Below are 21,638 nucleotides of genomic sequence, written 5' to 3' on the forward strand. Positions count from 1 at the left end.
TCGTTTTATCACTATTAGAGGAGGATGTGTAAAGGGTCAGGTTAGATTTTCTAATGGTGCTCTAATTTTACTTACCCGAGTAGCAGGGTGTAGGGCGTCGGCAAGCTTATTTTGTGGTGATGGCTTTAATTGTTTAAGGTGGTTCGTGAGACTGATTAGATTGCTGATGACTATCAATCTTTGAGATTTTTTGCTGCTGCCAGCATCGCTACTCCGATTTTTTGCTCGCCCTGCGCTATCAACGCAGACCCCGCCCCAATCATGTCTGTTGCCCCATCGTCTTGGTTAAGTTTGGATTTTCCTAACAGGCTGGTGATTTCTATTTCGATGGAAACGATGTGGGTCAACAGCTCGCTTATATAGTCTTTGGGTGCGTCGGACATCTTCCAGGGGCTATCCATAGACGCTTCATGGCGCTTTGTTAGTCGGGCAACCATTTTGCGCACATGGACTTCATCGTTGTGAAATGTTATACGGCCTTTTGCGTGAGCAACCAAATAGTTCCATGTCGGCACCTGACGCTCGGAGTCTTTTTTACTGGGTAGCCAGGTGGGGGAGATGTAAGCGTTGCCCGCCTGGAATACAACTAGTACTTGATCCAGAGCGGTTATGTCGTTTAGGAGAGGGTTGTTTTTCGATACGTGAGCCATCAGTGTTCCCAGTTCGCCTATGTTTGGCTCGAGCTCGAATGGTAGGTGGTTGGCGTCAAGTCCTGATTGTCCGTTTGAAACTAATGTTCCAAACGGATTTTCAATGATTAGCTTGTGCAGAATTTCCTTTCGATCTTCCATGAAGTGACGTGGTACATACATGTCTACAGTCTCTAATAAGAAGGGCTTGGTTGACGTGATCTGAGGTGGCTTGCAAGGGTGAGCGCAGGGGGGGCTCCAGGCAGCCACGGGGCTGCTAACAGCGTTCAGCAAGCGCCCTAAGAGGGAAGCAAGCTTCTCATGGCGTGCTTGCGCACGGCTGCAGTCAAGAGCTCAAGATTCTTTGAGTTACAGCGCCATCGATGCCAGTAAAGGGGGATATCTACATAGTGGTTCGGGGCAATATTGACTAGCAATTTAGAGTCAATAAGTGTCGTGGCCACTACCGCTGGTGCCATTCCCCAGCCCAGTCCACGTTCAAGCGCTTCAAAAAAACTGTGAAAGGTGGGGAGGTAATTAACGGGTGGGGCGAGATCTATGTTTAAAATTAATCTCATGAAAGAGTGTTGGATTTCGTCTTTGTGGTTGAATGCTAGCAGGGGCGCTTTGGAGAGCGTCTCTGTACTCAAACCAGCAGAGAAATGCTTATTATGAAAGCATCTTGACGCTAGCGCGATATAGCGCATTTTTCCGAGGTGTTCTACCTGGCAACCTGGTGCGGCAGTGTGGCTTCCACTCACGGCAGCGACTACATTGCCGTCTCGAAGTAAAGCCTGTGAGTGATCTTGGTCTTCTATTCGGATGTCGAAAGTTAGGTTTGACTGATTTTTAACCCATTCCACAACATCTATGAACCAAGTATCAAGGGAGTCGGCGTTTACTGCGATGGGAATCCTGGTCTGGTTGTGAAATCCATTATCGAGAAGGCCCAGGTCTTGGTTTAATTCGTTTTCAAGAAAGTCGATTGTTTCGGTAAACTTCAATAGCGTGATTCCTGCTGGAGTAGCTTTGCAGGGCGAGCCTCGCATGATTAATACCTGTCCAACCCTGTCTTCTAACTGCTTGATTCTCTGGCTGATCGCGGAGGCAGTTATGTGCAGTTTTCTAGCCGCGCCCTCAAAGCTGCCCTCCCGAATCACTGATGAAAAAGCGGTAAGCTGCAAATTATCGATCTTCATAATCAGTATTCCGCTTTGCTAATTGTCAGGAGTGCTGGTCAAGTCGTCTTTATTTCAGCTTATACGTCTTGGTTCGTATAGTACGGGCGCCCCGGTATGGAGCAGCACTGGAACCTGAATCAGCTCTTCAAGAATGTAGAAAAGTGATCATGCCAGCCCTCTGCGGCGGCAAAGGGTAGTAGGCCGCTAACCATTCCACGATGCAGCAGGCCGTGGGATAAAACATGGCTCAACATTTCTGACTTGTTCATATTTCCAGGCTTACCATCTGCAAACACAAAAATTAACCTTTCCTCCAGATCAGCTTCAGTGGCCGCTTTGGTGTAGTTGACAAACCAATTGTTTGCTTCTGTGAATTTCAATGACAGGTCAGATAAACGCTGCGGCTCTTCTGTTGTAGTCGAGTCACACGGCATGGCATCGCCGAGCAACCGCCCAATGAAAAGGTTGTCCACGATGTTGATGTGAGCGAGATGCCAGAGCGCCTCCGACTGGTGGGGTGCAGTGAATGTATTAGGCGACTCTGCCAAAATTTTGAACAGCTCGGATTCAGACCAAGCTTTGTATTGGAATAACGAGTGGAAAACGCCTGCAGCAGTCATTTTTTCTCCTCTGCTCTCACGGGACTGGGTGGCTTTGCCGTACAGGCAAATGCTGGAAGGTGAGGCGGCGGTCAGTATATTGACTTTTTCGGTCGATGGCACGAAGCTGTGGTGGCGCTTGGTGAAAAAACACTGCGCAGTGGGTTCTGCGGCTGCCTCTAAGCTCCCAGGGCGGGCCAATCCTTAACCGGAAAGCAAGCTTGCTTCGATCGAGTCTGAGGGTGTCTAGGTGCGGGGCTCAAACAATAATTTACGTGTGTGTGATTGCTTTGCGCGATCCGGAGGTGGCGATGAAACGCACTTTGGACAAAATCGATGAAAGGATCATCGAGGAACTTACTAGGAATTCGCGTTTAGCTCACAATGATATTGCGATGAAAGTTAACCTTTCTAGAAACGCTGTCAGGCTTCGGATTGAGCGATTGGAACGAGATGGATATATAAAAGGGTATACCATAGTAAAGGGGTCTGCCACTTCAGAGCACCCTCCGATACGAGCGCTCGTGTTTGTTTACCGACAGGATCGCATGAGAGGAGCGGAGGTGGTGCGCTCTGTGGCTGCAATCCCTGAAGTGGTTGCGTGCAATGTTATGAGTGGCGATCTTGATATTGTTCTGACTGTCGAAGCTTGTTCTCCAGATAGAATAAATAAGGTGTGGACTGATATTTCCAGTCTCCCTGGCGTGGTGAACACTGTGACTTCCTTTGTGTTGTCCCACACAAAATAGGTAACAGGCAAACCGACATGCGACGCGAGCATTTTGCTAGCAAAAACGGTCTGTTTGGCATATTTGGTAAAGCAGGGTTGCGGCTTACGATTTCCTCCCGTGGTAAACAACAATATGAGGCCGTTGCTGTGACTGAATACAAAATTGCTTTGCTGGGTTTCGGTGGTGTGAACCGTGCTCTGGCCCAACTGGTAGCCGAGAAGAATGAACTGTGGGCTGCCGAGCTTGGCTTTACGCTGAAAATCGTTGGCGTTAGCGACATTTTCTTGGGTTCGGTGATTGGTAAGGACGGCCTGGATCCCAAAAAATTGGTAGCGGTGCCTGTAGCCAAAGGCGCCTTTGCAGCTCTGGAAAATGGTAGCGCTGAGCCGGCCAACGAGACGGTCATTCGTTTTTCCGGTGCAGATATTGTTGCTGAGGCCACATTCACCAATCCGGTTGATGGTGAGCCAGCAACCACATTCTGTCGCTGGGCTCTGGAAAAGGGCATTAGCGTTGTGACTACTAACAAAGGCCCAGTGGCTCTCCACTCGACTGCGCTCAAGAAGCTGGCTGCGACGAATGGTGCAGCCTTTGAGTTTGAAGGTGCCGTGATGAGCGGTACTCCAGTGATCCGTCTGGCCCAGGAAACATTGGCCGGTTCGGAAATCACTGGCTTCAAGGGCATTTTGAACGGCACCTCCAACTTCATTCTCAGCAGCATGCAAGCCGGGCTCGACTTCAGCGATGCCTTATCGAAGGCTCAGGAGCTGGGCTATGCCGAAGCAGACCCAACTGCTGACGTTGAAGGTCACGATGTCCGTCTGAAGGTCGTCATTCTGGCCAATGAGCTGCTGGGCGCGCAGCTGACCCCGAACGATGTGTGCTGTGAGGGCATCTCGAATATTACTGCTGCAGACATTCAAAACGCGGCCCGCAATGACTCCCGCTGGAAGCTCATCGGCAGCGCTCAGCGTACCTCGGCAGGTACTGTAATTGCCTCGGTCAGCCCGCAACTCCTCCCCAACTCTGATGCATTGGCTGGAGTAAGTGGCGCCACAAACGCTGTCAGCTTCGAAACCAACCTGCTGGGCCCGGTCACTGTTGTAGGTGCTGGTGCTGGCCGTATTGAAACTGCCTACGCACTGCTGTCCGACATCATCAGCATCCACAAGAACAAAACCAAACAGGCGATCTGAATATGAATAGCTTGAGTCTGGCTCTGTCCACAGATTACGAAGAGATCCCAGTATTCAACCCGTTTGATGGTTCTGTGATTGGTGAGGTAGCCAAGGTTCCTGCCACTTCTGCTCACTTGGTGATCGATGCTGCCAAGCACGGTGCTGTGACCGCTCGCAACCTTTCTCGCGCTGACCGCTCTCGTATTCTGGAGCACGCAGCTGCACTGGTGGAGAAGGACAAGGATGATTTCGCGAAACTCATTTCAGCGGAGTCTGGTAAAACAATTCGCCAAGCGCGCAAGGAAGTTCTCCGCTGTGTAAACACGCTCAAGCTTTCAGCTGAAGAGGCCAAGCGTAACGCCGGAGAGGTGATTCCATTCGACTCTTATGTTGGTTCTGAATCTCGCCAAGGGTGGTTCACTCGCGAGCCTCTGGGTGTGATCTTGGCTATCACCCCTTATAACGACCCGCTGAACCTGGTTGCTCATAAGCTGGGCCCGGCCATCGCCGGCGGCAACTCAGTGGTGCTGAAGCCTTCCGAGCTCGCTCCGCTGTCCGCCGTCAAGCTGGTGAGTTACCTGAACAAGGCTGGGTTGCCTACTGAAGTTGTTTCGGTGGCTACCGGTGACGCTGAACTGGGTAAGGCGTTGGTTGCCCACCGCGCTGTACGGATGATCTCCTTCACAGGTGGTTTTGCTACAGGCGAGCAGATTACCAAGACTGCCGGCCTCAAGAAGATTGCGATGGATCTTGGTGGTAATGCGCCAGTGATCGTCATGGCCGACTGCGAGCTTGAATCCACCGTCGAGTCGTGCGTTTCGGGCGCGTACTGGGCGGCAGGGCAGAATTGCATTGGTACCCAGCGGATTCTGATCGACAGCAAGATCTATCAGATCTTCAAAGAGAAGTTCGTCGAGCAGTCCCGCGCTTTGGTAGTAGGGAATCAGTCAAACGAGGCGACGGACGTCGGCCCAATGATCTCTGAGGCAGCGGCCAAACGTGCAGAGGATTCTGTACAGGAAGCTGTCAGCAAGGGGGCCAAGGTTCTGCTTGGTAACAAGCGGGAGGGCACACTGTTCTATCCAACCGTCCTGGAAGACGTGAGCTTTGAGTGTAAGGTCTGGCAGGAAGAGGTGTTCAGCCCCATCGTTATTCTGCAGGAGATCAGCACGCTCGAAGATGCTCTGGCGCTCGCCAACGAGCCAGAGTACAGCCTGCACGCTGGCATTTTCACCAGCAATCTGAACACCGCTATGAAGGCAGCAAAGCTGCTTGAGGCGGGTGGTGTGATGATCAACGATTCGTCTGACTACCGTTTCGATGCAATGCCATTTGGTGGCTTCAAGTACGGCAGCATGGGGCGTGAGGGTGTGCGCTTCGCCTACGAAGATATGACCCAGCCTAAGGTCATTTGCCTGAACGGGCCCAGTGAGTAACGACTGAAGACACTTCAGGGGCCGGTTTTTCGTCAGGTAGTAAAGGAGGGGCATCCGTGCCCCTTATCCAAGATCAGGGGAGCGATAATGAGCAACCTTATTCAACGATACCCTAGCCAGGCACCACTCCCTCTTTCCAGGGCAGCGAAGGCGGGTGGTTTTTTATTCCTTTCAGGGCAGATTCCGGTTAGCGCATCTGGTGATCTCATAAAGGGTGACATCAGGGCTCAGACCAAAGCTGTGTGCCTGCGCATTGGTGAAACCTTGGCTGCGGCTGGGGCCAGTTTTGATCAGGTCGTCAAGGCAACAGTATGGTTGTCAGATTTGAGTCATTTTGATGGCTTGAATGAAGTCTATAAAGAATTCTTCGGCACAAATCTGCCTGCGCGCTCGACGGTTGTTTCTGAGCTGGTACTGGGTGTGGATGTTGAGATAGAAGTTCAAGCTTTTATTGGCGATTCTCACTAACTGTCGTGCGGTTATAGATTGTCTGCTGGCTACATCCAGGTCTACCTGGCTTGGAGTGTGCGGGTTGATGACTTTTCGATGTGAATATGCTGCGTATGTAAGGTGTGTATGACTTGCACCTTGCCGTAATACAATAACAAGGTGTTGGCGTATGAGCTTTAAAGAGAGTGTGTCTGCTGGCCCAGCTAATGAGCGTGCAAGCCGGGTTAAGTATGTTGGTGCGGAAGACGTCGGTTACAAAAAGACGTTGCGAGCTCGTCAAATACAGATGATCGCCATTGGTGGGGCGATTGGCAGCGGTTTATTCCTAGGTGCAGGTGCTCGACTTTCTGAGGCCGGCCCTTCACTTGTTTTTGCATTCGCTGTGTGCGGTGTTTTTGCGTGGTTCATCATTCGCGCTCTTGGTGAGTTGGTTCTTCACAGGCCGTCCACCGGGTCATTCGTGTCCTATGCCCGAGAGTTCTATGGTGAAAAACTGGCTTATGCCGCGGGTTGGATGTACTGGACAAACTGGGTAGCGGTTGCGATTGCTGAGCTCACTGCGACGGCGCTTTACCTCAATTTCTTCAAGGCGTATGTCCCATTCCTCGAAGATGTCCCACAATGGGCCTCCGCACTGGGTGTGCTAGCGATTATTACTGGTATTAACCTGGTGTCAGTCAAGATTTTTGGCGAGCTGGAGTTCTGGTTTGCCTTTTTTAAAGTAGCAGCCCTGGTTACATTCCTCTGCGTGGGTGTGTACATGGTTATCTTCGGTACACCCATCGATGGCCATGTTCCTGGATTTCAGTTGATTTCAGATCATGGGGGGTGGTTCCCTTATGGTGTGATGCCGGCTGTAATTTTGATACAAGGCGTAGTGTTCGCTTACGGCAGTATTGAACTTGTTGGCACAGCAGCAGGGGAGGCCCAAGATGTTGAAAAGGTCATGCCTAAAGCCATTCGCGCAGTTGTCTTCCGTATTGTTGTTTTCTATGTTGGCACTATATTGCTGCTTTCGTTGCTTATGCCGAGTTCCTCTTACATCCCAGGAGTGAGTCCACTGGTGACCTTCTTCGGTGCCATTGGGGTGCGCGGTGCTGATGCAATCATGAATATGGTGTTGTTCACTGCTGCCATTTCATCTCTCAATGCTGGGATTTATACCACTGGACGTATTCTTCGCTCGCTTGCTGTAACAGGCTCTGCGCCGCCATTCCTTGTGAAAATGAACAGCAATGGGGTTCCGTTTGCAGGGATTATGTTCACGACAATTGCCTCCTTGGTTGGCGTTGCAATGAACGCATTTCTCCCTGGTCAGGCTTTTGAAATTGCTATGTCGTTGACGGCTATTTTGATGCTTGGTGCATGGGGAGTGATTATTCTGTGCCAGCTCAAGCTCTTCAAGCTTTCCCAGCAAGGCCTTATCGAACGGCCCAAATTCAGGATGATGTTTGCGCCTTATAGCGGTTATGCAACCCTGGCATTTTTCGTTCTGGTCTTCATTTTGATTGCTTGCGACTATCCAGTGGGTACGTACTCCGCAGCGTCTATTCCCTTCTATGCAGCGGTTCTTGTAATTGGCTGGTATGTTGTTCGAGGTCGAGTTTACGGGATCGCAAACGGTAAATTGAAATTCGATGAAAATCAGGAGTTGGTCTCAAACGCTGCTGCTGAAGCAAACGAACAGTTGGCTGTTAAGCCCACATTAAAAGAAGTTCAATAAGTAAGAGGGTATTAAGATGCGTCCTGATAAAGAAAACCTGGCCACGTTGGGCGTTAGCAGCCAGGCAGTTCATGGTGGCAACGTTATGGATGTCACCACCGGCGCCGTGCGCACCCCGCTGGTTATGGCAAACTCTTATCGTCTTCCTGATGACCCGGAAGATATGGACTGGTCGAGCCCAGATGGGTTGGTCTACACCCGTAACGCAGGCCACAACCAGGTGTGCCTGGAGAAAAAGCTCGCAGCTATCGAGGGTGGTGAGGCTGCAGCTGCGTTTGCGACCGGCGTTGCTGCACTGCACTCGGTGTTCTTCACCTTTCTGAAAAGTGGAGATCACATTGTTGTCGGCGACGTGACCTATGAAGCGGTGTGGCGTTTGTTCGCAGAGCTGCTTCCTGAGCGCTATGGCATTCAAGCAACCTTCGTCAACATGGGGGATTTGGACGCGGTACGTAAGGCAATGAAGCCTAACACCAAGCTGATCCACACTGAGTCCATCGGGAACCCGACCACCAAGGTCGCTGATATCGAAGGCTTGGCAGAAATTGCTAAAGCGCATGGCGCTCTGCTGTCGGTTGACGCAACCTTCACCCCGCCACCGTTCTTCCACGCCTTGAGCAAAGGGGCTGATCTGGTTGTTCACTCTTTGACCAAGTACATCAACGGTCATGGTGACGCCATGGGTGGTGTTGTGATCGGCAGCAAAGAACTGATCGGCAAGATCAAGCATGACGCCTTGGTTGACTTGGGCGCTGTCATTTCCCCATTCAATGCCTGGCTGATCATGCGTGGCTCAGTGACCCTGCCTCTGCGTATCCGTCAGCATCTCGCTACGGCTGAGAAGGTGGCTGCGTTCCTGGATTCCGATGATCGGATTGCCTACGTCTACTACCCGGGCCTGCCTTCTCACCCTCAGCACGAACTGGCCCGTCGTCAGTTCGAAGGTAATGGGTTCGGTGGTGTGATGGCGTTTGCTGTCAAAGGCAGCTCTGACAAGCAGAATCGCTTCGTTGCGAAGCTTAGGGTCATCACTTCAGCCGTTTCCATCGGCCACGATGAATCACTCATCGTTCACGTGGGCCCTGAAGCCCGTGGTGGCTCCGAGCACTATCCAAAAGAGTTCCTTGAGTATGGTCACCTGCGTCTTTCTATTGGTCTCGAAGATGCTGACGACCTGATCAAGGATATTTCGGCAGCCCTGGACGAGACTTTCAGTAACTGAAATGCATTCGGGAGACCTCATGCAATCTCCCGAATCACTGATCTTCGTAGGTAACCCTCTTTGCCTCCCTACCTGGGAGGCTTTTTTACTTGAAAAAAGTTACTGGTGTAGCTCGGCTACGGTCATGGCGAAAATGACGGTCTTATTTCCATTGTTAATGTACCGATGGGGAGCATCTGTTTTCGCAATTGCTGAGCACCCCTGCTCAATGATAAGCGTCGTCTCGCTGATCTCCAGAGTCAATGTACCTTGTTCAACATGAAACAGCTCGAAGGTGCCAGTGGGATGGCCGCCGGACTCGAAAATTTCACCAGGTTTAATTTCCCACTTCCACAGCTCAATCATGTTGGGCCCGCTGGTGCCTGCGAGTAAGCGGGCTGTGCCACCTTCAGGCCCATTCCAGAGCGTTGGGATCTCCTGCGCCTCAATAAGGCGGGCCGTGGGGGTGCTTGCCACATTCACGACATCAGCGACGGACAATCCAAGCGCTGCTGATATCTTGCAGAGGATGCCGATACTTGGGTTGGCTTTGCAGTTTTCAATCTCCACTACCATTCCCTTGCTGACGCCTGAGCGACGGGCAAGCTCATCAAGAGAGATTTTCTGCTGCTTGCGTACCTCCCTAAGCCGCTTGGCGACTGCCTCGCTGACCTGTTGGACATGGGTTTCTGGGTCGGTCGATATATTGACTTTTATGGTCATTGGTCAGTAAAATGCTCTAAATTGGTCAGTTTAGGAGATTCTCTGATGCTTTCTGTACATCCGTCAATTGACCCAAGGATTGCCGAGCTCACTCCTGGTTTTCGAGCCGTCAGCGTTGTTGTAGAGGCGGCCCCTATCGTCAATCCTGGTGTAGCCGCTGAAGCGATGGAGCGTGCGTACCAGGTCGTTGAGGCAGGCACCGCACATTGGGCTGATGCTCACCTCGCTGCTTGGGGGGACGCTTTCCGTAAGTTTGGTGTAAAGCCGCAGCGTACCCCATGCTCTGCTGAGGCGCTTCTAAAGCGGGTCAAGAAAGACGGGAAACTTCCAACGATTGATCCGGTTGTCGACCTTTACAATGCAATCAGTATTCAATATGCCATTCCAGTGGGTGGCGAGAATTTCGCTGCCTACGTTGGCATGCCACGGTTGACCATTGCTGATGGCAGTGAAGAGTTTGACACTATGAAAAGTGGCGAGCTTGCGAATGAACCACCGGATGCTGGTGAGGTTATTTGGCGCGACGATCAGGGTGTGACCTGCCGTCGTTGGAACTGGCGCCAAGGTGTACGAACCCGTTTGGATGCAAATGCAAAGCAGATGTGGTTCATCCTTGAAAGTCTACCTGAAATGCCGATCGAGGCGCTGAACGCAGCAGCAGATGATCTCGTCACTGGCTTGTCGAAAATGATGCCAGATGCTGTCATTACTAGTGAGCTCGTTGAAGTTTGATTTGAGTTCAGGACTCTAGTGCCCAGGGGACGACCCCTTATAATTGGGTTAATCTTGCCGGGACGACCCGGCTTCTTAATGGAGCCGTCGATGGCTTGGTTCAGTTTGATTATTGCAGGGATACTTGAGGTCGTGTGGGCCTTTTCGATGAAGCAGTCAGAAGGCTTCACTAAGGTCGGAGCGTCAGTTTTAACTATCATTACTGTTGTCGCCAGCTTTATTCTGCTTTCGTATTCCATGAAAAGTTTGCCCTTGGGTACCGCTTACACTATCTGGACTGGGATTGGTGCCATTGGAGCGTTTGCAGTAGGCATTGCATTTCTCGGCGAGCCCGCTGGCACCCTCAGAATTATCGCTGCCATTATGATCATCGGTGGCTTGGTGCTTATGAAGTTTTCGTCTGCAGTATGAGCTTCATGAAGTGACCCAAAAGGCCGCCATTGAGCGGTCTTTTTTCATCTCATAATGTGTAAGCACGTTTGGATTCCAGAGGTTGTGCGAGCAAAAAGCTCTTCCCTGAGCATTTTGACCATAAAATAATGCGATTTGTCTTATTCAATTGCTGATGCTGCATGCATAAAGTGCTTTTTAGGGCTGCTTGATGAATTTTCTAGCAGCACAGGATGGTCGCTTAATTACTATTTGGAGTAAATATGGACTACGTAAGCACTCGTGGTTCTGCTGAGCCTGCCAATTTTCGTAGCGTCATTCTCTCGGGTATAGCATCTGATGGAGGGCTCTACGTGCCAGAGAACCTCCCACGTTTTCATAGCGAAGAAATTGCCAGCTGGTCATGGCTTCCCTTTGATGAGCTCGCGTTTCGTGTGATTTCCCCGTTTGTTGGCGGGGAAATTGAAGGTGTTGCCTTGAAGAGAATGCTGAAAGACTGCTACCAAGGCTTTGACCATCGAGCGGTAGCTCCTCTTCAACAGATTGGCCCAAATGAATGGGTTTTGCAGTTGCATCACGGGCCGACTCAGGCGTCGAAGGATTTCGCAGCCCAACTCCAGTCTCGGCTTGTTACTCATTTCCTGACTCCCCCCAGCCAGGCAGTCGTTATCGGGGCGACCAATGGTGATACGGGGCTTGCAGCTATCGAAGCATTCAGGGATGTGCACAATGTGAAGGTGTTGGCCCTCTATCCCCGGGACGGTGTGCCTGCCGATCGCCTGGCAGGTTTGATGGGTTCAAGCTCGGATCATGTTCAGTTGATCGAGGTTAGCGGTAGCTTTGATGATTGCCAGACACTCGTTTCCAAGGTGCTGAGAGCTTGGCCGGTGGGAGATGTTCTTCCCATCAGTTTCAACTCTACAAACTGGGTGGGTGTCTTGGCTCAGATCGTCTTCTTTTTCCACAGCGCTTTGCAGCTTGGGGGAGGGGTGCGCCCGGTTGGTTTCAGCATACCGGGTGCGAGCTTTGCCGAGATCTATGCTTGCTTCATTGCCCAAAAAATGGGGCTGGCCATCAATCAGGTCATTGTGTCGACCAACACCAATGACTCTCTGCATCGCTTCATCAATCAGAATAGCTACTCTACCCAAGAGGTCAGCCATTCGCTGTCTCCCTCAATGGACTTTTCACTCTTTTCAAACCTCGAACGCTTTATCTGGGAGCTCTATGATCGTGACGGCAGTACCGTGCAGCGCCTAATGGCTGCTTTCGAGGACTCCGGTAAACTGAGCATTGGGAACAAGCAGTGGCTGCAGGCACGTATGTTGTTTGACTCCTATGCCGTTGCGGATGAGCAAGTCAAGGCGGAGATGCTTACTTTGTACAAGGAGGCGGGAACCGCCGTCGATCCGCAGACTGCAACGGGCGCCCTCGCAGCGCGGCTTCATCGTCGGAGCATTGCGAGCCCAATGGTAACCTTGGCGCAGCTTGCTCCCAGCAAGTCCTCCCAGCTTTTGGCTGAGCTGAACATGTGGAAAGGTGACGTGACTGCGGCAGCCAGCTTGTCCGTGGATCATCTTGCGCTGAGCAAGGGAGATATCGATGGCCTTTCCAGCTTTATTCGGGGCATATAGGAATACTGTATGAAACGTCTGTTCGATCCACAGGATGAGCGGATCCTGGCTTAGCTCACTGCCAACGCCAAAATTGCCCTTGCAGAGCTTGGTACCAAGGTCAACCTTTCGCGCAACGCAGTCCGTCAGGTTTCATTGGGTTAGACTCGGTTTCAAGGTGAGCGGTGACGGATTTCCAGCACCGGTATACGGGGGGACTGCTTAGAGAAGGGTTCGAATTTCTACGCTTCCGCCATATTCAAAGCCCTGACTTGTCAGGGCTTTTTGCGTTTATGGAGCATGGAAAAGTTTTACAGGGGATATCCTTGTGAACAGCGGATTTCGGAAGCGCTTCCGATAGTTGCCGACCACATTCGTTCGGCTGGCCGGTTCGCAGACAAAGCTTTTCGATCAGCATCTCGAACAGCCCATCGCCAATCCTGTATTCAAGCAGACAGAACGCCGTCAATCACGTCGAGCGCCTCATAAACTACCCAGCCGCCCTCGCTCGCATCACCTTTGTTGTCGATCACATAAGCACCTGCCTTGAAGTAGAACGGGTACTTGCTCCACTTCGAGTTCACTGGCGCGCTGGCGCTGAGCTCGTCGAGCGTGGCAGTTAGCTGGCTGCGCTCGTCGACCTGGATGCAGTAATCGAACACTTGGCCCAGCGGCATCGGCTTCTTGAGCAGGGTGCGGGTTACGCCGAGCGGCACATCGCGGATCTCGATGCGCACATACCCATTCCACCAGATCACCATCAGAAAAGGGTTGAGCGCATTGACTGCGTGGATCTGGCCGATGATGACCTTGCCGCTGGAGGGCGCCTGCTCGACCCGCACCCGGCCGGACATGGAGTGCCTGGCGCTGCCCGGTAGCCAGTTGAAAGACACGGCGGTGCCTGGCAGCGTTTGCCGTCCCTCGGTGCGTGGGTTCTTTGAACTGCCGCTGGTGCCAGCCTGGACCGAGCACCAGTAGTTGGTGTGGCCGTTCTGGTCGACCCAGAGCAGGTCTCTGGGAAGCTCGGCTGGGTAAAGATAGACCTTGCCGTTTGCGGTGATGTTGCCGAATGCGTGCATGGTGATCTCCTTGCTCAAGGTAGTAATCCAGGCCGCGTTGTAGACATGTAATGGCCTGGGTGCATCAAGGTGGTCACGTCCGGCTGGGCAGAGCGTTATGGCTACCGAAGCGAACATAACTTGTGTTATTGATTGATGATAATCCAGGTTTACTTTATGTCAATAACACAGGTTATAATTTCTGGCATGGAAACCCGCTGCGTGGGGGACCCTTGCGTGCCGAAGGTTTTCAACGCTTGAGAACTGGGCGCCGCGAAATATCAGAAAAAAAAGCCCAGCTCGATGGCTGGGCCTTGGCAGGGTAAGCGCTTTAAAGCTTGATCATGGCGCGCACTACCACGCCGACAATGCGACAGCCCTCCATGCACGGCTCTACTGGGTAGGCAGGATTCAGCGGCTTCAAGAAGCGACGGCCTCCATCCTCTACCAGCTTCTTGAAGGTGGCCTCGTTGCTGTCGGAAAGTTTGGCGATGACCAGCTTTCCGGAAATCGCTTCAGCCTCCGGGTCTACCAGGATAAGCATGCCTTCAGTGATGCTGGTGCCTACTGGGGAGGTCATGGAGTCACCTTTGACTTCAAGCCAGAAGGCAGTGCCCTTCGAGTCGTAATCGGACATTTCATACCTGTCCGAGTAGCCAGGCGGGAAGGGTTCTACCGCTTCGGCCCAGGCGCCTGCCGCAACCCAGCTGATCACCGGATACCGGTATGACTCTGGCAGAACGTGCGTCGCCTGCACGTTACTCCTTGCTGGAGGAGCCTCTTTGCCCGAGCCCAGCCACTCCGCGGTTACGCCGAGCGCCCTCGCGATTTCCAGCAACTTCTTCGAGGTCGCATTTCGTCCACTCTCCAGATGCTGAATGGTGACCTGGCTCACCCCTGATCTTTCCGCGAGCTGCTGCTGGCTCAAGCCCAGGGCTGTGCGGCGTTGATGAATTCGATCTTTGAGCATTTCGGGGGATTTAGTCATACCGTCAAGGGTAAAACACACGTTATGGGGCTTCAAGTAACATATGTTTTTGTAGCCTATAGCTTGAGTTATCATCGGGTGTGCGGTTCATTGGGGCTGCGCCGACATGCCGAATCGAAGTCAGGAAGAATACGAAGACTCTGACTGAGACGGCCGGCTTCGGCACTGATTAACGGATTTAGATGTGATGCTATGGGAGAGCCGCCGAGCCTGTGATAATGGCCGCAATCACAAGGGCCATGTCATGCTGATCATCTCCAACAACGTGCATCTGCCGGACAGCGACATCGAACTGACCTACATCCGCGCCCAGGGTGCTGGTGGGCAGAACGTGAACAAGGTGTCCAGCGCCGTGCACCTGCGCTTCGACATCCGTGCCTCGTCGCTGCCCGAGTTTTACAAGGAGCGGCTGCTGGCGCTGCGTGACAGCCGTATCACCAGCGACGGCGTGTTGATCATCAAGGGCCAGCAGTACCGCACCCAGGAGCAGAACCGTACCGACGCCTTGGCGCGGCTTGCCGAGTTGATCATTGCTGCCGGCAAGACCGAGAAAAAACGCCGCCCGACCAAACCGACCCTGGGCTCGAAGACCCGCCGCCTCGAAGGCAAAGCCAAGCGCAGCACCATCAAGTCAGGTCGGGGCAAGGTGGACTTCTAGTACTGCTGGCGGGAGCAAGGCCACTGAAGCTTTTGCTATAGCAGGATTGAACCAACTGACCGGCTTGAGGGCCTCGGCGAGGGAGATCCCCAGGTATTCTTTTACATCCCAGAACGTCGAGTCCGTCACGTGGGTCCAGCCGATGGCGCCGGCGCCGATGGCGATCACCAGGATCTCGGGGCTGTACTGCGGGTTCTCGTGGGCCTGCTCCATCACAGTTATTGTTAGTTGTTTAAGATGGATTAGATTTCAGGCCGACGGTAGCGACAAACGATGAATCGTCAGGCGCTAGCTGAACACACTTCACCTATTGATGTAATCTGCGGCCCTGTAACTCAGCTTCTGCTGGCGCACGGTTGGCTACGGATCGGCCGCGTCACATCACAACAAACAGAAAGGATCTCTCGTGAATTTCAGCTTGATTGCCATCGCAGTGCTTTCATTGGTCTTTGTCAATAGCGCCCACGCGGCTACCGACAAGAAGAGAGTAAAGATTGAAGCGCGGTGGTATACGCAGGCTTACATCAAACAGCACCTTGCCCAGAATGATCCGCGCCGGCTGGCATCTGCTTATCCCTCGACGGTTAGCTATATTTTCGCTGCGGATGCTTCTGGCGTGCCGTCTGCGGGTAAGAACTTACTGAAAAAGGATGTCACGAGCGTCAAGAGTGATTTTGTCCGATGGCCCTCCAGCAGGGACACCAGACCCCTCAAGACGCAGTTGGATGACATGTGCGTTCGTTTGATTGCCGGAAGGCTCAGGGGGCTGGGGCAGGGAGTCAGGCAACGGTCGCAGAAGACGACACCCAAAAATATCGTGGTTGCCGAGATTTACGCGGGAGAGTTGACAGCCGCGCCGTTGAGCCTGGAAAGAACCACAGGTCCCGATGCCATCAGAGTGATTCCACCTACGGGCGAGGGCAGAATGCTCTGTAATATTTACAAGACAACAAGAGGGGGCGACATCATGTACGACGTCTCTGTCGTTCTTGTTGCCAAAGTGGCCTACCCAAGGAGTCGCTAAGCTGACGAGCGTTGTTGGTCTCGAAGTGTCAGGCTTTTACATGCCCGCTTCAAGGCCATCCCTTTCAAGGTCTCTGCATTTTTCTGGATTTTTCTCTCGCTTGTGATCGCTAGGGCCGCTGAGCGCCCCTTTCGCGACACAAGGCCGCTCCCACAGAATCTCAAGCCATGTGCAAATTCAGAACGCCTTGAAAGGGATGCACTTCAAGGCGACAGCCTCGGACCGACCTCAGCTGATCCTACGGACCTTTTTATCCGTAGTGGCTAGCCTCGATCGCCTGCGCCTTCTTCCAGCTCTCAAGCGTTTTCAGATTGAGCAGATACTTCCCGATGTTCGGGTATTCACCCTTGCGGTCAAAGCGCTGAATAAGCTCAGCCACAAAGTACATCATGAAGTCGGCGCCGCTCAGTTTGCCGCCCACCAGGTAGTCTTTGTTCTCCAGCTGGTCATTCACATAAGCGAAGATCTTCTTGCCCTCGGCCTGGGCATAGCTCGGCAGGAAAACCAGCTCGGCCGTCTCGCGCTGCATGAACACCTGAAGCAGCGGCGGCAGCATGGCGGAGCTTTCAGAGAAGTGCAGCCATTGCAGGTACTCGACGTACTCATCGCTGTCTCTCGCCGGCGCCAGGTGCGGGGCGCAACGTTCGATCAGAATCTCGGTAATCGCACCTGACTCCGCGACCACTTTGCCGTTGAGTTCGATCACCGGGGACTTGCCAAGTGGATGAATGGCTTTCAGCGACTCAGGGGCGAAATGGGTCGCTCTATCTCGGGTATAGAACTCTGCTTTGTAAGGCACGCTCATCTCTTCCAGCAGCCAGAGCGTTCGAATGGAGCGCGATTCGTTCAAGTGATGCAGGGTGATCATGATGGTGATCCTCAGTCGTGGTGGAGGCGAGGGCATGAATAGAGCCGCCGCTCTGCCGAATACATACTGACCGCGTGATGAGCTTATGTTCACTGAACAGGTTTTGCAGTCGCGCTGCCGGCGGTTGCAGGAGGATCACCCTAGCCGAAACATGCGCTCACCACTGCGTGCTATTGCCATCCCAACACCCCTTGGCCAAAATGAGAGTCATTATCAGATCCTGCGCCAGGCCGCTTCTCATGTCTTCTGTCGACTATTCCCAGCAAAACGCCGTGCAGTCACTCTACCAGACCCATCACCAGTGGCTCTGCGGCTGGTTGCGCCAGCGCCTCGGCTGTGTCGACAACGCGGCGGACCTCGCCCAGGACACCTTCATTCGGGTAATCACCCAGCGCAAGGCAACCGAATTGCGTGAGCCTCGCGCTTATCTGAGCACCATCGCGCGCAGTTTGATGATCGACATGTTCCGCCGTCGCTACCTGGAACAGGCCTACCTGGAAACCCTCGCGCTCAGCCCCGAGCCGCTGGATATTTCGCCTGAAACCCGCGCGCTGATCATCGAAACCCTGATGGAAATCGACCGCATGCTGGACGGCCTGGGTGGGCGCACGCGCGAGATTTTCCTGCTGGCCCAGCTCGATGGGCTGAGCTATGTCGAGATCGGCCGACGCCTGAATATCTCGGTGAACACGGTCAAGAAACACGCAGTGCGCGCCCTGACTCATTGCCTGCTGCTGGCAGATGACGAACGTGCGTGAGCAAGCCCTTGACCACGCAACACTCGAGGCTGCCGCGCGCTGGTACGTCGACTTGCGCACCGAAACGCCCGATGCTGCCTTGCGTGAAGCGCATCTGCGTTGGCTGGAGCGTGATCCGCGGCATGTTCAGGCGTGGGAGCGACTGGCTCGACTGCAGGACAAGCTCGCCCAGGTCACACCAGGCATAGGCCGGCCAACGCTGAGCAGTGCCCGGGCCAAACGCCGCGACGTGCTCAAGGTCCTTTCGCTTTTGCTGGCCGCAGGCGGGGCTGGCACGCTGGCCTGGAGCACGACGCCACTGCCAACCTTGATGGCCGACCAGCGTACCGTTACCGGCGAGCGGCGTCGGCTGCGCCTGGATGACGGCAGCTTGCTGATGCTCAATACCGCCACTGCGGTGGACATTCACTACAGCGCGAGCGTGCGTGAAATCCAACTGCTCAGCGGTGAAATCCAGATCGAGACGGCGCCGGACGCGCAGGCGCGACCCTTCATCGTGCATACCCCTTCGGGCAGCATCCGCGCCCTGGGTACTCGCTTCGTGGTGCGCTACGACGCGCAGCGTACTCGGGTCAGTGTGCAGGAGCATGCGGTTGAAGTGCGCTGCGCAAGCGCCACAGGTTCGGCGGTACGCGTCAATTCCGGTCAACAACTGGACTTCGTCAGCACCGAGGCCGGCACGCTGCAGCAGTCCCCGTCGCAGCTGGATGCCTGGACGCGCGGCATGCTGGTTATCGAGGACTGGTCCCTGGGCGACTTCATTAGCGAATTACAACGCTATCGCCCGGGCCATCTGGGCTGTGCGTCGGCGGTGGCTCAGCTGCGGATTTCAGGTGCCTTCCACCTCGGTGACAGCGACGTCATCCTCGACAATCTGACGTCGACCTTACCCGTGCGCCTGCGTCGGTTCAGCCGTTACTGGACGCGCGTCGAGCCGGCTTGAAACCGGTGTAAAAATAATCCAGCGCAAGGGGTTGTTGATTTTTATTCTCGTTCGACTTGGTAGGTAGAGGCGCACACAGACGCCGTCACCTACTGCCACCGGGCGCAAGGAAACCGCATGATCCCCCGCAACCCTCAACCGCGCGAAATCTTCAGCAAACCTGCAGGCAAACCCCTGAACCGTGCGGTGCACGCCGCGCTGCTGGGGATGGCGCTGTCTCTGCCATTCGGCACCGCGCTGATTGCCCAGCCGGCGTCGGCTCAGACCAACATTGAAAGCAGCTTTGATATCCCCGCCGGCGCACTGGGGTCGGCGCTCACTCAGTTCGCGGCCGCTGCCGGCGTGACGGTCTCGTTCGATCCGGCCCACGCTGCCGGGCAGCAGACCAGCGGCTTGCTCGGCCGCTACAGCACTGATGCCGGGCTGCAGAAGCTGCTGGCCGGTACCCGCTTGCAAGCGGTTCGTTTGGCCAGCGGCAGCTACTCGCTGTTGCTGCGTGAGCAGGGCGCCGCCATGCAACTGGGCGCTACCAATATTTCCGGCGAGGTCATCGAGTCGGCCTACGGACCGGTCGACGGCTATGTCGCCACGCGCAGCGCTACCGCGACCAAGACCGATACGCCGATTCTGGAAATCCCCCAGGCGATCAGCGTGGTGACGGCCGATCAGGTCGCCGTGCAGGGCGCGCGCAACCTGACCCAGGCACTGCGCTACACGCCGGGCTTGACCACCGGCGGCTTCACCGATCGCAACGTGATCGCCGACGAGATCACCAGCCGCGGCTTCGCCCCGACGCCGCTGTATTTCGACGGTGCCTACATACCTTATGCCGGTAGCCTCGGCGGTGCGCCGCAGATCGACCCCTATACCCTGGAGCGCATCGAAGTGCTCAAAGGGCCGTCATCGGTGCTGTTCGGGCAGAACCAGCCGGGCGGCCTGATCAACCTGGTGTCCAAACGCCCCACCAGCGAACAGCGCAGCCAGATCAAGCTCGGCGCGGGCAGCTACAACCGGGTCAACGGGGCAATCGATACCAGTGGCCCGCTCGACGAGCAGAAGACATTCAGCTATCGCCTGGTAGGCGTCGCCAAGAAAGGCAACGAACAGGTTGCGCATACCCACTCCGAGCGAATGTTGCTGGCACCGAGCCTGACCTGGACGCCCAACGAAGACACCTCGTTGACCCTGCTGGCGCAGATCCAGCGCGACGATGGCCAGGCCGACTATCAATCGTTGCCGCGGATCGGCTCACTGGACCGTGGCCCGACCGGGCAGAAGATCAAGCGGGAGTTCTTTTCCGGTGATTCGCGATACAACGACTACAAGCGTGACCAGTATATTTTTGGCTATGACTTCAGCCACAATTTGAGTGACGACCTGACTTACCGCTCCACCGCGCGCTACACCGACGTGCGTGACCAGTACAAGGGCTTTTATCTGCGCAGCTTCGTCACCGATGCGGCCGGGGTGGTTGATCAGACTCGGGCCAATCGAGTCAAACTCGACTGGCGCCAGCACAACATTGCCTACACCATCGATAACAACCTGGAATACACCTTCAACACCGGTGCGCTTGAGCACACCCTGCTGACCGGCGTCGATTATCGTCACTTCACTCGCAAGTACGATGGCTATAACGCCTACAACGTGTTGCCGGTCGATCTGTATGGCAAGAACAACTACGACAGCTCCAGCGTAACCCCGGTGCTCGACACCCAATGGGACAACACCCTACGCCAGACCGGCGTGTACCTGCAGGACCAGATCCGCTTCGACCAATGGGTCCTGACCATTGGTGGTCGCCAGGACTGGGCGGAAATCGACAACAAGGACCTGCTCGCCCACACCGTAGCGTCGCAGCGGGACAACAAGTTCACCGGACGAGTCGGTCTGACGTATGTCACCGAGTTCGGCCTGGCGCCCTATGTCAGCTACTCCGAGTCGTTTCTGCCGACCCTCGGCACCGCCGCCCCCGAGCGCGGTGGCAAAGCCTTTACGCCAACCGAGGGAGAGCAGTACGAAGTTGGGGTGAAGTACCAGCCCTTCGACAAGACGCTGATTACCGCGTCGGTGTTTCAGGTCAAACAGAAGAACGTACTGACGGGCGACACCGAGTACCCGCAATACTCGACGCAAAGCGGTGAAGTGCGCGCACGGGGTATAGAACTGGAAGCCAAGTCCAGTCTCGACAATATCGATGTGATGGCCGCCGCCACCTACATCGACGCGTTCTATACCAAAAGCACCTATGGCGATGAGGGCAACCGCAGTGAGGCAACGGCGCCCGTGTCGGCCTCGTTGTGGGTCGACTATCACTTCACGCAGGCAACGCTCGCTGGCCTGACCTTCGGTGCCGGCGCTCGCTACACCGGACGCAAGCCAGGGGACTCGGCCAACTCGTTCGACGTGCCCGCCTATGTGGTTTATGACACCACCATCAGCTACGACTTGGGCGCGCTGGATGCCGGCCTGCGCGGTTTGCGTACCAGCCTGAACGTGCAGAACGTGTTTGACCGCGAGTTCATTTCGGACTGCAACTATGCGTTTGGCTGCTACTACGGGCAGGAGCGGGTTGCATCTGTGGAAATGACTTACGATTGGTGACAGCGAGCTGAATCGAAAAATCTGCGAACCTTTGCTGCTGCCCAATGATCCAAGCGCAATGGCTTGGATCTGGGCGCGCTTTGCCGGCCCTGCCGCCACTCCGGGTCGCAGTTATCTGCAGACCCCAGCGTACCTTCGCAGAGGACTCCGC

The 21,638-nt window shown here is 54.5% G+C and carries 21 protein-coding genes and 2 pseudogenes; 15 read left to right on the plus strand and 8 right to left on the minus strand.

The features are described from left to right. Positions 1 to 173: 173 nt before the first annotated feature. From FW789_RS03375 to FW789_RS03385, 3 genes are all read right to left on the minus strand, one after another. Entirely contained in the window at positions 174 to 812 is a 639-nt protein-coding gene (locus FW789_RS03375) for an FMN-binding negative transcriptional regulator (RefSeq protein WP_186698927.1), read from the minus strand. Positions 813 to 928: 116 nt separating this feature from the next. Next, complete coding sequence (locus FW789_RS03380) at positions 929 to 1,828, minus strand: LysR family transcriptional regulator ArgP (protein ID WP_446430920.1); 900 nt, start codon at positions 1,826 to 1,828, stop codon at positions 929 to 931. 119 nt (positions 1,829 to 1,947) lie between these two features. Beyond that, positions 1,948 to 2,430, minus strand: a complete 483-nt coding sequence (locus FW789_RS03385) for a DinB family protein (RefSeq protein WP_225913027.1) — start codon at positions 2,428 to 2,430, stop codon at positions 1,948 to 1,950. A gap of 290 nt (positions 2,431 to 2,720) precedes the next feature. Between FW789_RS03385 and FW789_RS03390 the strand changes: the two genes are divergently transcribed. The 6 genes from FW789_RS03390 to FW789_RS03415 all read left to right on the plus strand — a co-directional run bounded on the left by FW789_RS03390 (position 2,721) and on the right by FW789_RS03415 (position 9,149). After that, on the plus strand, positions 2,721 to 3,158 hold the full coding sequence (locus FW789_RS03390; RefSeq protein ID WP_186698933.1) for an Lrp/AsnC family transcriptional regulator: 438 nt from the start codon (positions 2,721 to 2,723) through the stop codon (positions 3,156 to 3,158). Between the two features lie 128 nt (positions 3,159 to 3,286). Next, positions 3,287 to 4,336: a homoserine dehydrogenase gene (locus FW789_RS03395; RefSeq protein WP_446431054.1), complete on the plus strand. Its 1,050-nt coding sequence runs from the start codon at positions 3,287 to 3,289 to the stop codon at positions 4,334 to 4,336. Between the two features lie 2 nt (positions 4,337 to 4,338). Continuing rightward, complete coding sequence (locus tag FW789_RS03400) at positions 4,339 to 5,754, plus strand: aldehyde dehydrogenase family protein (protein ID WP_446430921.1); 1,416 nt, start codon at positions 4,339 to 4,341, stop codon at positions 5,752 to 5,754. A gap of 87 nt (positions 5,755 to 5,841) precedes the next feature. Then, a complete protein-coding gene (locus tag FW789_RS03405; RefSeq protein ID WP_411564607.1) occupies positions 5,842 to 6,222 on the plus strand; it encodes a RidA family protein in 381 nt (126 codons plus the stop codon). 151 nt (positions 6,223 to 6,373) lie between these two features. Beyond that, on the plus strand, positions 6,374 to 7,927 hold the full coding sequence (locus FW789_RS03410) for an amino acid permease (RefSeq protein ID WP_446430922.1): 1,554 nt from the start codon (positions 6,374 to 6,376) through the stop codon (positions 7,925 to 7,927). 16 nt (positions 7,928 to 7,943) lie between these two features. After that, positions 7,944 to 9,149 (plus strand): trans-sulfuration enzyme family protein, encoded by a 1,206-nt coding sequence (locus FW789_RS03415; RefSeq protein WP_446430923.1) that lies wholly within the window; start codon positions 7,944 to 7,946, stop codon positions 9,147 to 9,149. A 99-nt stretch (positions 9,150 to 9,248) separates the two neighbouring features. Here the strand turns inward: FW789_RS03415 and FW789_RS03420 are convergent, their stop codons facing one another. Beyond that, complete coding sequence (locus FW789_RS03420; RefSeq protein ID WP_186698942.1) at positions 9,249 to 9,851, minus strand: helix-turn-helix domain-containing protein; 603 nt, start codon at positions 9,849 to 9,851, stop codon at positions 9,249 to 9,251. A gap of 45 nt (positions 9,852 to 9,896) precedes the next feature. On the opposite strand from FW789_RS03420, the gene FW789_RS03425 reads away from it, so the two are divergent. The 4 genes and pseudogenes from FW789_RS03425 to FW789_RS03440 all read left to right on the plus strand — a co-directional run. After that, entirely contained in the window at positions 9,897 to 10,583 is a 687-nt protein-coding gene (locus tag FW789_RS03425; protein WP_411564610.1) for a B3/B4 domain-containing protein, read from the plus strand. A gap of 90 nt (positions 10,584 to 10,673) precedes the next feature. Then, the gene (locus FW789_RS03430) at positions 10,674 to 10,994 is read left to right on the plus strand and encodes a DMT family transporter (RefSeq protein ID WP_446430924.1); all 321 of its coding nucleotides are present in this window, start codon (positions 10,674 to 10,676) and stop codon (positions 10,992 to 10,994) included. Between the two features lie 242 nt (positions 10,995 to 11,236). Next, positions 11,237 to 12,607, plus strand: coding sequence for a pyridoxal-phosphate dependent enzyme (locus FW789_RS03435; protein ID WP_446430925.1), 1,371 nt, complete (start codon positions 11,237 to 11,239; stop codon positions 12,605 to 12,607). A gap of 9 nt (positions 12,608 to 12,616) precedes the next feature. After that, a pseudogene (locus FW789_RS03440) lies at positions 12,617 to 12,736 on the plus strand (AsnC family transcriptional regulator); the annotation flags it as partial. 296 nt (positions 12,737 to 13,032) lie between these two features. On the opposite strand, the gene FW789_RS03445 reads toward FW789_RS03440, so the two are convergent. Both FW789_RS03445 and FW789_RS03450 read right to left on the minus strand, forming a co-directional pair. Further along, positions 13,033 to 13,665 carry a polysaccharide lyase family 7 protein gene (locus tag FW789_RS03445; RefSeq protein WP_181003807.1) on the minus strand — a complete coding sequence of 211 codons (633 nt, stop codon included), beginning with the start codon at positions 13,663 to 13,665 and terminating at the stop codon, positions 13,033 to 13,035. Between the two features lie 310 nt (positions 13,666 to 13,975). After that, on the minus strand, positions 13,976 to 14,632 hold the full coding sequence (locus FW789_RS03450) for a LexA family protein (protein ID WP_371411614.1): 657 nt from the start codon (positions 14,630 to 14,632) through the stop codon (positions 13,976 to 13,978). Positions 14,633 to 14,876: 244 nt separating this feature from the next. Here FW789_RS03450 and arfB point away from each other — a divergent pair, with 244 nt between their 5' ends. After that, on the plus strand, positions 14,877 to 15,290 hold the full coding sequence (gene arfB / locus FW789_RS03455) for an alternative ribosome rescue aminoacyl-tRNA hydrolase ArfB (RefSeq protein ID WP_186698949.1): 414 nt from the start codon (positions 14,877 to 14,879) through the stop codon (positions 15,288 to 15,290). Here arfB and FW789_RS03460 read toward each other — a convergent pair. Continuing rightward, positions 15,264 to 15,506 (minus strand): annotated as a pseudogene (locus tag FW789_RS03460) (GntT/GntP/DsdX family permease); the annotation flags it as partial. The gene arfB and the pseudogene FW789_RS03460 sit on opposite strands and share 27 nt — an antisense overlap. Before the next feature lie 190 nt (positions 15,507 to 15,696). On the opposite strand from FW789_RS03460, the gene FW789_RS03465 reads away from it, so the two are divergent. Further along, on the plus strand, positions 15,697 to 16,314 hold the full coding sequence (locus FW789_RS03465; protein WP_103437858.1) for a hypothetical protein: 618 nt from the start codon (positions 15,697 to 15,699) through the stop codon (positions 16,312 to 16,314). Positions 16,315 to 16,564: 250 nt separating this feature from the next. Here FW789_RS03465 and FW789_RS03470 read toward each other — a convergent pair whose 3' ends face one another. Then, the gene (locus tag FW789_RS03470; RefSeq protein ID WP_446430926.1) at positions 16,565 to 17,182 is read right to left on the minus strand and encodes a glutathione S-transferase family protein; all 618 of its coding nucleotides are present in this window, start codon (positions 17,180 to 17,182) and stop codon (positions 16,565 to 16,567) included. A 239-nt stretch (positions 17,183 to 17,421) separates the two neighbouring features. Between FW789_RS03470 and FW789_RS03475 the strand changes: the two genes are divergently transcribed. The 3 genes from FW789_RS03475 to FW789_RS03485 all read left to right on the plus strand — a co-directional run bounded on the left by FW789_RS03475 (position 17,422) and on the right by FW789_RS03485 (position 21,487). Next, a complete protein-coding gene (locus FW789_RS03475; RefSeq protein WP_103437856.1) occupies positions 17,422 to 17,940 on the plus strand; it encodes a sigma-70 family RNA polymerase sigma factor in 519 nt (172 codons plus the stop codon). Continuing rightward, positions 17,924 to 18,883 carry a FecR domain-containing protein gene (locus FW789_RS03480; RefSeq protein WP_446430927.1) on the plus strand — a complete coding sequence of 320 codons (960 nt, stop codon included), beginning with the start codon at positions 17,924 to 17,926 and terminating at the stop codon, positions 18,881 to 18,883. The genes FW789_RS03475 and FW789_RS03480 overlap by 17 nt, the downstream gene beginning before the upstream one ends. 117 nt (positions 18,884 to 19,000) lie before the next feature. Next, positions 19,001 to 21,487, plus strand: a complete 2,487-nt coding sequence (locus FW789_RS03485) for a TonB-dependent siderophore receptor (RefSeq protein ID WP_446430928.1) — start codon at positions 19,001 to 19,003, stop codon at positions 21,485 to 21,487. Positions 21,488 to 21,638: the final 151 nt, after the last annotated feature.

The organism is Pseudomonas sp. 1121_17, from assembly GCF_052850745.1.